Annotated in this window: 2 protein-coding genes; both read left to right on the top strand. The window is 43.1% G+C overall.

Translation table 11 applies throughout. From position 1 onward, the window contains the following. The first annotated feature begins 385 nt into the window (after nt 1–385). Complete coding sequence (locus tag Q0058_RS12125; protein ID WP_298224298.1) at nt 386–6,880, top strand: choice-of-anchor D domain-containing protein; 6,495 nt, start codon at nt 386–388, stop codon at nt 6,878–6,880. 231 nt (nt 6,881–7,111) lie between these two features. Then, entirely contained in the window at nt 7,112–15,406 is an 8,295-nt protein-coding gene (locus tag Q0058_RS12120) for a choice-of-anchor D domain-containing protein (protein WP_298224297.1), read from the top strand. The last annotated feature ends 64 nt before the right edge of the window (nt 15,407–15,470 follow it).

The raw sequence follows: 15,470 nt of genomic DNA, 5'->3' as shown, positions 1-15,470 counted from the left end.
AGGGCTTTTTTTATTTTTATGTCTTTTTCATTTGCTATTTATGCTGATTTTTTTGGTGATAAAACATTAGTCCATTGATGTTTTTAAATGAAGCCTCTTTATTTTCATTTTTACTTTGTGAATTTTACTTTCTACAATACTTACATTCTGTTAGAATCTTCAAAATTGAAGTTTTGAAAAACCAATCCGGTGCTAAAATCAAGAAAGAAATCTCAAATAAAAAATTATATTTGTAATATTTACCTTACTTAATATTCAAATAAATGCATTTTATCGATTTTTTATGTATTTAATCGATTAAAAATTTTGTAATTCAAATCCCTTAAGATACTTTTGGCTCGTTAAATATTTATATCACTAACAATTTTTTCGGGGGAAAAAGATTATGAAAAACTTACTACTTAAATTTACGGTCATTGCATTACTGATGATAAATTGCAAAGACGTTTACGGCCAATGTACAGGATGCACTTTGAACATCACAGTACCAAACAATTTAACCTACAGCGTTACTGCGGGCACAACCATTTGTATCACTGGAACTGGAACTTTTACAGGTAGGTTGAATAATTTCAACGGGAATACACTATGCATCGGCACCGGTGTTACGTACAATCCTTCTGCTGCTCCAAATTACAATGGCAACTGGACCATCATTAATAACGGAACATTTCAGAACGTCAACAATTTAAATTTTAATAGCGGATGCAATTTTACCAATGCGCTCACAGGAACTATAACTCTTGGCAGTAGTACCAATATTAACTGCCCTTTTGTAAACAATGGAACGCTCAATGCCGGTAGCATTACCGCCAATTCAAGCATTACTCTGGGAGGTACTACCACCCTTTCCAGTAGTCTAACTAATAACGCAACCCTAACCATAACCGGTGCTGTTGTTGCCGGAAGTATTACCAATAACAATTCAATTGTTGGTGGCGTGGGCTCCAATTGTAACAGCTTAAGATCTACCGGATCGTTTAGCAATTCAGGTACTATTGGAAACACAGGTCAATATTTATATGTAGCCAATACAGGAGGTTCTATCCTTTCTCCGGCAAGTACTATAAGTCCGACTGCGCCTCCAAGTCAACCCACTTCATTGGTTTTGAGTAATTCCGGAACTACAATAAACGGATCATTTACGCAATGCGTTTCTAGTGGCTATGTTATTTTAAGAGCTATCGCTGCTTCTGTTCCCGCCACAACCAATCCAACCAACATGGCTTCATTGGCGGTAGGACAATCCGTCGGAGCGTGGACAGTTGCTGCAATAAATAGCGGTCAATCGACAACTACGTTTGCAGATAATATCGGAGCGACTTGCAGCAATATTTACTATAGAATATATGCTTATAACAGTGGAGGCAGTTGCAGAGTATATAATGTCAGTTCGCCTTTAACAGGAACTTATAACCCTACGCCAACCATCACCACTACCAGTCCTGCAACAATATGTGGTGCCGGAACGGCAACTTTAGGCGCTACGGCAAGTGCCGGAACCATCAACTGGTATGCTGCTGCGACAGGCGGGGCAAGTATTGGAACCGGAACTTCTTTCGCTCCAAGTATAACTTCAACAACAACATATTATGTCGATGCTACCAATAATGGTTGCACAACCGCTAGCAGAACGGCAGTTGTGGCCACTTTAATTACAGCACCAACATCTATCGCCGGAACGAATGTAACTACTTGTGCCAATAGCGGCGCAGTAAACATAACTGCTGGTGCCAGCGCAAGCGGTTACACGTCTTTTTCATGGGCTTCAAGTGGCACGGGAATATTTACTAATCCTAGTTCATTAACCTTGTGCACTTATACTCCTAGCACATTGGATATTGCTTCCGGTAGCGTAACTTTAAGGTTAAACGTAACCGGAAATGCGCCTTGCGGAACCATCTTTTCAACCAAAACACTAACCATCACGCCAAATGTTACAGCAAGTGTAAGCATCGTTGCTACCGCTACAACAACCTGCGCGGGCAATACAGAAACTTTTACGGCAACGCCAACCAATGGTGGAACAACACCTTCCTATCAATGGAAGAAAAATGGTGTGAGTGTAGGAACCAACAGTACTACTTTTGCCACTTCAGCTTTGGCCAACGGCGATGTGATTACATGTGTAATGACTTCCAATGCTACTTGTGTCATTGCTTCACCTGCTACATCGAATGCATTAACGATGACAGTAAATGCCTTACCGACAATAACCGGTTCAACGCCGGGTTCAAGAATTAATACGGGAACAGTGGTGTTAGGTGCAACCTGTTCATCAGGCGGGGTTTTCTGGTATACCACACTAAGCGGTGGCGGGCCAATAGGAAGCGGAAACAGCTGGACAACACCATCAATTGGAGTAACTACTACTTACTATGCTTCAGCCATGACTTTGAGCGGTTGCTCTTCGACACCAAGAACGCCAGTGGTAGCTACTGTAAACAATCCTGAAATTGATATTCAGGGCAATGCGACTTCAATTGCTGATGGTGATACTACGCCATCAACAACCGACTGGACCGATTTTGGTTCAGCCTTGACCACAAAAACTTTCACGATCCGAAATACTGGAGTAGCCGTATTAAATTTGGGAACAGTAATGATTTCTGGTGCCAATGCCTCAGACTTTAGCGTTACAAGCGCTCCTTCGGCTACTGTAGCTGCCGGTGGTTCTACCACATTTACGATAGCTTTCAACCCAACAGCGGGAGGAACGAGAACCTCAACAATTTCTATTGATAATGACGACAACAATGAAAACCCATACGATTTCTCCATTCAAGGAACCGGAATCGCTCAGGAAATAACGGTTCTGGGAAATGCCGTAACCATTACCGATGGCGACAACTCACCAACCACAGCCGACTGGACTGATTTCAGCAACGTCACTTTTACAAGAACATACACCATCCAAAACTCCGGAAATGTTCCGTTGGCCATAGGAAGTATTGGTTTCTCTGGGCCGAACGCCACTGAATTTGCAGTGACCACTTTGCCTGTTTCAACCATTCCAGCTTACGGCTCAACGACTTTCACGGTAACGTTTTCTCCACTTGGCGTAGGTGTCCGTGTAGCCACATTGAACATTGCAAATAATGACAGCGATGAAAATCCCTATGATTTCAGCATCATTGCGACCGGTGTCAATATCGATAGCGATGGAGACGGCGTGAACAACGGAACGGACAGCGATGATGACAACGACGGAATCACGGATGTGATCGAGTGCGGAACTTGTTTGACCGACCCATTCACCAACGGAAGTTTTGAAGTGACCAGCCCTATATTAGGGGCAACAACATACAGCATCATGCCCGCTGCCAATGTAACAGGATGGCAGAGTTCCCCTGAAAACCTGATTGAAATCTGGAGTACAGGATTCAACGGAGTCGACGCAGCACAAGGAAATCAATTTGCGGAATTGAACGCGAATGTTGCCGGTACTTTATACCAAACATTTTGTTTGAATGGCGCTTCAGGAACCATCACCTGGTCTATTAAGCACCGGGGAAGATCCGGTGTCGATCAGGCTTTCGTAAGATTCGGAACCACTTTAGCCGATGCGCAAACCAATACGCCGATTGCTACTATGGTTGACGGTACGGGTGCATGGGGATTGTACTCAGGAACCTATATCATTCCTGCGGGGCAAACTCAAATCGTACTGGCTTTTCAGGCTGGATATACGGCATCAGGAAGTGCGTCCATCGGAAACTTTATAGATGATGTTCAAATCACCATCAACCAGGCTTGTGTAGATACAGACAGCGATGGTATGGCCAACATCATTGACCTTGATGACGACAACGATGGCGTGGCGGATATCGAAGAAGCCGGTTTCAAAAACTACAGCAACAACACTTCGACTTTTGATAAAACCAACGCGGCAAACTGGAGAGACACCAATGCCAATGGTATGAACGATTACATAGACACCTTAATTTCAGCCGGAACTTACGCTATCCCGGATACTGATGGCGACGGAATTCCCAACTATCTGGATTTAGACAGCGACAATGACTCTTTATTTGATGTCGATGAAGCTGGGCTTGCCAACGGCGATGGAGACATCAACGGCGACGGAAAAGGCGATGGCAGTGATACCGATCGTGACGGAATCTTAAATCTTTACGACAATTCAGCAGCCTACGGAACCGTGGCCAGAGCTTATGCACAGGACACGAATACTAACGGCGTACCCGATTACTTACAATTAGATTCGAATGCTGACGGAATCAATGACATCCAAACCGGTTTGTATGGCAGTTTAGACACCAACAACGACGGAAAAATTGACGGCTCGACGGATATTGACCGCGATGGAATTCTCGATGCTTTCGACACCAATACCGCAGCGGTAGGTTCTCCAAGAAACCTCAACAGAAAACTGTTTTTAGATTTCGACGGAAGAAACGATTACGGTCAAGGAACCGGTGTTCTAGGTGGTTTGCCTGAAGCGACGTTAATGGCCTGGATCGATTTGAATAGTGCTTTCTCTTCTGATGGTGTTGTCGTCGGACAGGATAAATTCCAGATGCGTATCACTAGTGGTGCCCGATTGGAAGCAGTGGTCAACTCCACCATTCTAAAATACAATTTCGATTTAAATGCCTCACGTTGGTATCATGTAGCCGCGGTTTATGGCGGTGGTTTCTTAAAATTATATTTGAACGGCGTGCAAGTTATCAGTACGCCTGCTACAGGAAATATTGCAGCTGATGCGTCTTTATTGACTTTAGGAAAAGACCCGAGTTCCAATACTAAATACTTCAAAGGTAAAATCGATGAAGTGAGAATCTTCAATACAGCCTTGACGGATGCTCAAGTGCAACGCATGGTTTATCAGGAAATTCAAAATACAGCAGGTCAAGTCCGAGGTGCGATTGTTCCTAAAGACATTCAATCTTTGCCTTATGCGAACTTGCTGAGATATTACAAAATGGACGCTTACAAAGATGACATCATTGATGATTTTACAACGGCTGCTATTGACGCCGGAACCGGAATGAAAATATACAACCACAAAGTAATCAAAGTACAGGAAGCGCCAATGCCTTTCGTAACCCGCACTACCGGAACTTTTGCTACGGCAATAAACGATCCGAGTAAAGACATTCGCGGACTCGATGCGACCGATTACGATTATTCTATCGTTCAGGTGAAACACAATATCACGGAAACCGCCAACGCAACCGATCTGGCGATGTTTGTAGATCCGAGTGTTACCGTTACGATGAACAACAATACCAAAATCCAAAATGACTGGTATTTAAAACTCGATGGAAAAATCGACCTTCAGGGAAGATCACAATTGATTCAGACTGCCAACAGCGATCTGGATGTCACCAGCGCAGGATCCATCGAAAGAGACCAGCAAGGGCAATCGAATAAGTTCAACTACAACTATTGGTCTTCGCCTGTAGGTGCTATCAATGCGACATCGAACAACAATGCTTTCACCATTGGCAGCGTATTACGTGACGGAACTGATCCGAACAACCCACAGAATATTACTTGGTCAGCAGGTTATAATGGCGCTCCTACTTCACCAATTACACTCAGCAGCTATTGGATTTTTAAATTCCAGAACCTGACTCCGGTTTATTCAAACTGGTCAGCCGTTGGAGATACCGGTACTTTACAAGCGGCGCAAGGATTTACGATGAAAGGTACGGGATCTGGATCAGCTTCGCAGAATTATACCTTTGTTGGCAAACCAAACAACGGTACAATTACTACTACAATAGCTGGAGGCAATTTAAATCTTTGCGGAAATCCTTATCCTTCAGCGCTTGATGCTGATGCGTTTATCATGGCCAACAGCGCTTCGATTACGGGAACATTATATTTCTGGGAACATTTCGGCACCAACACTTCGCACAATCTTTTAGATTATCAGGGTGGTTATGCCGCGAGAAATCTTGTGGGCGGAACACCTCCGGTTTCTCCAACTGGAGTCAGCACTTCGGGCGGAAGCACTAGAATACCGAGCAGGTATATTCCTGTAGGGCAAGGTTTCCTAGTCTACGGAAGCGGGACAGGCGGCACCATCACTTTCAACAACAACCAAAGAAGTTTTGTGAAAGAAAATGATCCGACCTCAAATGTGATGTTCAGACAAAGCAATCAGGACTTGTCCATCATCGACAAACAATTTGACAATCATGAAGACCGCATGGTCGAAACCCAGAGTTTCTCTAAGATCAGGATCGGTTTCAATTCTGTGAATAATTACCACCGTCAGATTCTGTTAGGTTTCATGAACGAATTTGCTACAGATGCTTTTGACATCGGTTATGATGCTTCACAACTTGACACACAACCCAATGATCTATACTTTGCGATTCCGGGACAAAATTTAGTAATTCAAGGTGTCGGCGCATATGATGCTCATAAAGTGCTGCCGTTAAGTCTTAAGAATGGTATGGAAGGTACTGTACAATTCACGCTAGACGCCACGGAAAATTTTGACGCCAGCCAGAACATCTACATCTATGACAGTGTTACTGAACAGTATCATGATATCCGAAGCGGCAATTTTGAAATCAACCTTCCTGTCGGAATTTATGACACGCGTTTCTCGTTACGTTTTTCTAACACAGCGCTTGACATCAATGATTTCGATTTAAGTCAGGAAGTCGTTATTTCATTTACGAGTAATGACGCGATGATTAATATCAATAATAATTTGATGAATGAAACTATCAAATCTGTTGAACTCTACAATATATTAGGTCAATCCATAAGATCTTGGAATGTCAGTGAAAACGATCAAAGTAAAGTTAAAATTCCAGTAACTAACATTAGTACCGGAGCATACATTGTAAAGGTACACACCACAAAAGGTGATTTAAGTAAAAAGATAATCATCAAATAACCCTTTTTTCCCCAAATCAAGGTTCAAGCTCCTCGTTATGAGGAGCTTTTTTATTTTAAAAAATATTAATTATCGTAAGATAAATATTATTTTTTATTAAAAAACATGCATTTCATCGATGTTTTGTGTATTTTGTCGATAAAAAATTTTGTAAATTAAATTTCACTGACTACTTTTGGTTTGTTAAATGATTACATATTAACTAAAACCGCTTTCGGGGGAAAAGAAGTTATGAAAACAATTACATTATTAAACAGGAAAAAAATTATACTAATAGGCTTTTTGCTATTAGTAACATTAGGTTATTCACAGACCACACAAACCTTTACATCTTCAGGAGTATTTGTTGCTCCTGCTGGGGTTACAACAGTTCAGGTTCAGGCTTGGGGTGCTGGTGGTGCTGGTGGAGGAAATTCAACAACATCCGATGGTGCCGGTGGTGGTGGTGGTGGTGCTTATAGTACCAATCCAGCACTCGCAATAGCACCCGGAACCCATACCGTTACAATTGGTACTGGTGGAACGGCCGTTGCAGGTGGTATCGGTGGAAACGGAGGAGATTCATGGTTCAGTACCGCAGGCACAGTAATGGCCAAAGGTGGAAACGGTGGTAATCCTCCAGTAAGCGGTATCGGTGGTATCGGTGGTACCGGTGGTTTAGGCTCTGCCAGTATCGGTACAACCAAATACAATGGAGGAACCGGTGGTTATGGACGAGATGCAAATACAGGACATGGTGGACCCGGAGCAACTTCTGCTGGAACCTTAAGCAATGGTTTGTCAGGTCCAAATCCTTGGAACAACACTACGGGTATTAATGCTCCTACTCCAGTACCTACTGGCGCAGGTGCAGGTGCAAATGGAGGGTCGAATACTAATAACGGATCAGACAACACGGCTACACCTGGTGGTGGTGGTGGTGGCGCAGGAGATAAAAACTCCTCAGGCTCTGCCAATACTATAGGTGGAAACGGAGCCGATGGTCAGGTCATTGTATCCTGGACATGTCCTACATACGCCCTTACAGTAGCGGCAACCAATAACGGACCATTTTGTAATGCTTCGGCTGCAACCGTTACGTTAAGATCAACAACATTACCTTCAGGAACTTATACAGTAACTTATAATTTATCCGGAGCAACTTCAGCCACGGGAAATACTGCTACGATGACATTCACGGCAGGAAGTCCGGGTACAGGTACTATTACAACGCCTTTGTTGAATATAGGGACTACTACTGTTACGATTACAAACCTTTCGTCAGGTGCCGGTTGTAGTACTGTCATCAGTAGTTTTAATACAACGTCCGTAAATATAGCTGATTCGGCTACAGCTGTTGCTGGAAGCAATATTTCGGGTTGCTCAACATCGACATCGTTCAACATTACTTCTGGTGCAAGCGCCACCAACTATACTTCCGTTTTATGGACATCAAGTGGGACTGGAACCTTTACAAACGCAGATTCATTGACACTTTGCACCTATACACCAAGTGCTTCGGATATAGCGGGAGGAACGGTAACGATAACATTAAACGCAACAGGAAATGCACCATGCGGTGTTGTAATTTCCTCCAAGTTTCTAACTGTTTACGAAAAACCGACAGCTGTCGCGGGTTCTAATATTACAACTTGTTCTAGCGATGGAGCGGTAAACATCACTTTCGGGTCAGGCGCTTCAAATCACTCGAGTGTTACATGGACTAGTAGTGGCACAGGAACTTTTGCAAATCCTAATTCATTAAGCACTTGTACTTATACTCCAAGCGCTGCAGATATCGCAGCAGGAAGTGTTACTCTTACGCTTACAGCTTACAGTCTTGTTTGCAGCTTGGTAACTTCAACAAAAACACTTACTATATTAAGTTCACCAACTATAACAAGTACGACCCCTGCTTCAAGAATTGGATCAGGATCGGTTACCTTAGCTGCAACAGCTTCTTCAGGTACCATATCTTGGTATGCAAACGCAACTGGTGGAGGATCATTAGGAACGGGAAACAGTTTTACAACTCCAGTTCTTTTTTCGACCACTACTTACTATGTACAGTCATTTAATGGTACGTGTAATTCTGCTCCAAGAGTAGCCGTTACGGCAACCATTTTTATTAACGAAATAGATGTACAAGGAAATGCCACTTCAATCGTTGATGGAGACATCACGCCTTCAGCAGCTGATTGGACAGATTTTGGAACAGCATCAACAAGAACTTTTACAATCCGAAATTCAGGTTCAAGTACCTTAGGTGTTGGAGCAATCTCCATATCTGGTGCAAATGCAGCTGACTTTTCCGTAACCACAGCACCAAGCGCAACCGTTGGCGCTAGTTCGAGTACTACTTTTGTAGTTACTTTTACACCATCAGCAGTTGGAGTTCGTACGGCATCCATTTCTATAGCAAACAATGACCTTGATGAAAATCCATATGATTTTTCTATCCAAGGAACAGGCTTAGCTCAGGAAATAAACATTCAAGGAAATAGTACCTCTATCGTTGATGGAGACGTTACCCCTACTGCGGCAGATTGGACAGACTTCGGAACAACGGTAGCCGTTTCCGGATCACTGACGAGAACGTTCACCATTCAAAATACGGGTGCGGTTAGTTTGACCATCGGTGCCATTTCTTTCAGCGGGGCAAATCCAACAGACTTTTCTGTAACTACGCCACCAGCTGCAACGGTGGCAGGATACGGAAGTACAACATTTGTGGTCACTTTTGTTCCTGGTGCAGGAGGAGTGAGATCAGCATCGATGTCTATTGTCAACAATGATAGTAATGAAAATCCGTATGATTTTACGCTGCAAGGAACAGGAACCGAACCAGAAATAAGCGTTCTAGGAAATGCCGTTGATATTGTAGATGGTGATATTACGCCAACTGTAGCAGATTGGACGGACTTCGGAACAACAGATATTAATACGGGAAGTATCACCAGAACTTTTACAATCAACAATACTGGTGTAGCCACTTTAACCATTGGAGCAATTACCTTCTCAGGTACAAATCCGGGTGACTTTACAGTAACAACGCCGCCAAGTGCCACTGTTGCATCAGGAGCAAGCACTACTCTTGTAGTTACATTCGACCCTACAGCAGTGGGTGTGAGAACGGCAATGATCAATATTGCAAATAATGACTTAACAGAAAACCCATTCAATTATACATTACAAGGAACTGGAACTGCTCAAGAAATGGACGTTCTAGGGAATGCCACCTCAATTGTAGATGGTGACACTACTCCTACTACAGCAGACTGGACTGACTTTAGTAACGTAACTACAACAAGAACATTCACCATTAGAAATACAGGAACTTCGCCACTGACCATTGGAGCGATTACCTTTTCAGGCGCAAATGCGGCCGACTTTAGTATCTCTTCTCCTCCAGCGGCTATTATCATCGCAGGATCTAGTAGCACTTTTACAGTATTGTATACCCCAATTGGAATTGGAACTAGTAACGCAACAATTTCAATTGTAAATAATGATTCCGATGAAAATCCTTATGATTTCTCCATCCGTGGAACGGCAATCAATAACGAAATAGACATTCAAGGAAATGGTGTTTCTATTGTCGATGGTGATAACTCTCCAACAACGGCAGACTGGACAGACTTCAGTACGACCGCTACCTCAAGAACATTTACGATTTTCAATACAGGTGCCACAGCACTGACAATCGGAGCAATTACCTTTAGCGGAACAAACCCAGGAGATTTCTCAATCACAACACCTCCTAGTGCATCAGTGGCAGGGTACAGCAGCACAACATTTGTGGTTCGATTTGCGCCAGCGGCTGTTGGAACAAGAAGTGCCATCATGTCAATTGTAAATAATGATGCTAACGAAAACCCTTACGATTTTACCTTGCAAGGAACAGGAGTAGCTCAAGAAATTGACATTCAAGGAAACGGTTCTTCAATCGCTACTGGTGACATGTCACCAAACACCTCTGACTGGACGGACTTTAGTAATGTTGCCATTACAAGAACCTTCACGATCAGAAATACGGGCACGATGAACTTAAACATTGGAGCAATTACAATAACAGGAGCAAATCCTGGAGATTTTAGCATCTCAACGGCTCCAAGTGCCATCGTAGCCGGAACAACCACAAGTACTTTTGTAGTAACCTTCGCACCTACAGTGGTTGGTGTAAGAACTGCGACCATCAATATCCCTAACAATGATAGTAATGAAAACCCATATATATTTGGTATAAGCGCAACCTCAACAAGTGAAATAGCGGTTTCAGGTTTATATACCAATATCGTAGATGGCGACAGTTCTCCTTCTCAAGACGACTGGACTGATTTTGGAACCGTTTCTATTGAAAACGGAAACGTATTGGCGAATTATGTCATCACGAATTCTGGTACAGGTCCTTTGGTTATTGGCGCCATTACTATTGCTGGAGCCAATGCTAGTGACTTTACAATAACCGGAGCGCCGGCCGCTTCTGTTGCTTCCGGAGCGTCAACAATATTGCAAATCTCTTTCAACCCTACTGTGTTAGGCGTTAAGACTGCTACAATATCTATTGCCAACAACGATATCGATGAGAATCCATTTAATTTCTCAATCACTGCCACTGGTGTAAGAACCTACGTAGATACAGACGGCGATAGCGTAACGGATAACTTTGACCTCGATGATGACAACGACGGAATCGTAGATACTTTAGAGCAATCAAGCTGTGTCGCTTCTCCTTTTGCAAGTGCCATTACCCAAACGTTTTTGAATGAAACCTTTGGTTCAGGAAAAACAAGAGGTTTGATCAACATCAACATTCCTGGAGCTTCTACTACTTCTTGTTATGAAGACGGAATTGCCGGAAATGCGAATAATTGTGGTAGCAATGGTTCCATTCGTCTGGATGATGGTGAATATTGTGTAAATTATTATATTTCCCACAATTCAAATGCAGCCTACCCAGAGAGTGTGCACCAAAGTTTGGCATGGACTGATCAGTTAGACCATACGCCTGCTGACACCAACGGTAGGATGGCCATTTACAACGCCGATAATACTGCCGGAACCTATTTCTACCAAGTATTAATAAACGGTGTATTGCCTAATGCGCCAATCTCATTCGGATTTTGGGTCATGAATATCATGCGACAAGGTAATCTTGGCGGAACCATTAAACCAAACATTACCATTGAATTTAGAGATATTACTGGGGCGACTTTATATACTTCATACAACACCGGCGATATCGGAAGATGTTCTGCAACGGATCCGCTTGACAATACTTGTGGACCATCATTATCCAACTGGTTGAATTATTCTACTACTGTAAATCTTGGAAACGTCACCGATTTCATGGTAAAAATTAGAAACAACGCCCCAGGTGGTGGTGGAAATGACTTTGCTATGGACGATATCTTAATCACGCAAACCTATTGCGATTGGGATGCCGATGGTGTAGCCAACTTGTTCGACCTTGATTCAGACAATGACGGCATTGCCGATATCGAAGAAGGCGGTTTCAAACAATACAGTGGCGGAACTTCTAAAATGAGCCTCAGCGGAACTTGGACAGATGCCAACCTGAACGGAATGAATGACGTCATCGACCCAATATACACAGGAGTCAACAACTCAGTTCCAGATACTGACGGTGACGGCGCAAGAGATGCTATCGATTTGGATAGTGATAATGACAGCTTATTCGACGTAGATGAAGCGATTGCCAACATGGGCGACGGTGATATTAACGGCGATGGTAAAGGCGATGGCGTGGATACGGATCGTGACGGTATCTTGGATATTTACGATACTTTAAGCGGATTCGGAACAGCCGTAAGACCTTACACTCAAAATACCGACGGTATCGGCAACCCTGATTATTTACAGGTTGATTCCAATAATGATGGTATCACCGATATTGCAGGCTCTTTATATGCTTCACTCGATGCCAATAACGATGGTAAAATTGACGGCGCAACCGATACCGATAAAGACGGAATCATCGACGCTTTCGATACCAATACAGCAGCACTAGGCTCTCCAAGAGATCTCAACAGAAAACTGTTCTTAGACTTCGACGGTAGAAACGATTACGGACAGGATGCTACAGCGCTTGGCGTATTGACCAATACTTCGATGATGGCTTGGATCGACCTTAATAGTGCATTTTCTGCCACAGGAGTTATTGCTGGAACCCCTAACTTCCAATTGCGCATCAACAGCAGCAGGAACTTAGAAGCTATTGTCAACGGAACGACTGTCGCTTACACCACTACAGCACTCAATACCTCACAATGGTATCATGTCGGTGCAGTTTACAACGGAGCCACTGTAAAACTATACCTTAACGGTGTGATGGTCAATTCTGGTGCAGCCACAGGAAGTATCGCTTCCAGCGTATTGACTTTGGGTAAAAACCCTAGTGCGGCCAACACTTACTTCAAAGGTAAAATTGATGAGCTTAGAGTATTCAATACCGCGTTGACGGATTCCCAATTCCAACGCATGGTATATCAGGAAATTCAAAACAACGGAACTGAAGTCAGAGGTGCCATAGTGCCTAAAGACATAGGAAGTTTGGCTTACAGCAACATATTAAGATATTACAGAATGGATGCGTACAAAGATGATATCGTAGATAATTTAATCACTTCAGGTATCGATACTGGTACCGGAATGAAAATCTACAACCACAAAGTGATCAAAGTACAGGAAGCGCCAATGCCTTTCGTGACGAAAACTACAGGAACATTCGCTACAGCTGTTAACGATGCTACTAAAGATATCCGAGGATTGGATGTTACAGATTATGATTATTCCATCATTCAGGTGAAACACAATATTACCGAAACTGCAAACTCCACCGATTTGGCAATGTTCGTAGATCCGGGTGTAACCATCACGATGAATAACGATACTAAAATCCAAAATGACTGGTATTTGAAACTCGATGGTAAAATCGACTTGCAAGGAAAATCACAATTGGTGCAGTCGACCAACAGTGAACTCGATGCGACGAGTGCCGGTTCAATAGAAAGAGACCAACAAGGTCAATCGAATAAGTTCAATTACAACTACTGGTCATCACCTGTGGGCGGATTGAGCGCGACAACGAATAACAATGCCTTTACTGTAAACGGCGTGTTGCGTGACGGAACCGATCCGAACAACATCCAGAACATCACTTGGACTTCTGGATACAATGGTGCCGCAACTTCTCCGATTACGTTGAGCAGCTACTGGATTTTCAAATTCCAGAACCTGACGCCTCAATATGCGAACTGGGCCGCTGTAGGACAAAACGGAAGTTTAAATCCTGCACAAGGATTTACGATGAAAGGAAGCAGCGCAGCTACAGCCAATCAGAATTACACCTTTGTAGGAAAACCAAACAACGGAACGATCACCGTACCGATTGCCGGAGGTAATTTGAACTTGTGTGGAAACCCTTATGCTTCTGCTATCGATGCTGATGCGTTTATTGCGGCCAATACCGCTTCAACTACAGGAGCCATATATTTCTGGGAGCATTACAACACGAACACTTCGCACAATCTGGTAGAATATCAGGGTGGTTACGCAGCAAGAAATCTTGTAGGTGGAACGCCTCCGGTAGCACCTGCTGGTATTAGCGGTGCAGGATCGAGTTCAAGAATCCCAGCCAGATTCATCCCTGTAGGACAAGGATTCTTGGTATACGGAAGCGGAAGTGGCGGAAACATCACTTTCGATAACAGCCAAAGAGCTTTCATTAAAGAAACTGACCCAACATCTAATGTGATGTTCAGACAAAACAACGCAACAGCATCAATCGTTGACAGCCGTTTTGACAACCACGAAGACCGAATCGCCGAGAACAACACCAATTTCTCTAAAATTCGTTTAGGGTTCGATGCCGTGAATGGTGCCCACCGTCAGATTCTCCTGGGATTCATGAACGAATTCGCGACAGAAGGTTTCGATTCAGGTTATGATGCACCGCAACTTGATATCCAGCCGAATGATTTCTACTTTGCGATTCCGGGACAAAACCTCGTGATTCAAGGTGTAGATGCCTTCAGCGACAGCAAAATATTGCCTTTGAGCGTGAAAAATGGTGCAGAAGGAAACGTAAAATTCACTTTGGATGACACAGAAAACCTTGATGCGAATCAAAATATCTACATCCATGATAATGTGACCGATGAGTACCATGATATCCGTAGCAATAATTTTGAAATCAATTTGCCGGTAGGAACTTATGATACCAGATTCTCACTTCGTTTCACCAATTCAGCTTTAGGAACGAATGATTTTGAACTAGGCAAAGAAGTAATCGTATCGTATACAAACACTGATGATATGATCAACATCAGCAACACCATGTCAGATGCCACAATCAAAACTGTGGAGCTTTACAACATGTTAGGCCAATCAATCAAATCATGGGATGTTAAGAATGCAGACCAGACAAAAATTAAAATTCCTGTCGTCAATGTCAGTACAGGCGCTTATATCGTGAAAGTGGTCACCACCAAAGGCGATTTGAGCAAGAAAATAATTATTGAATAATTCCCCTTTTTTCCCCAAATTAAGGTTAAAGCTTCTCGTTCTCAGAATGGGAAGCTTTTTTTTT

The organism is Flavobacterium sp., assembly GCF_027484705.1.
Taxonomy (GTDB): Bacteria; Bacteroidota; Bacteroidia; order Flavobacteriales; family Flavobacteriaceae; genus Flavobacterium.
This window is presented reverse-complemented; position numbering and strand designations above follow the sequence as displayed.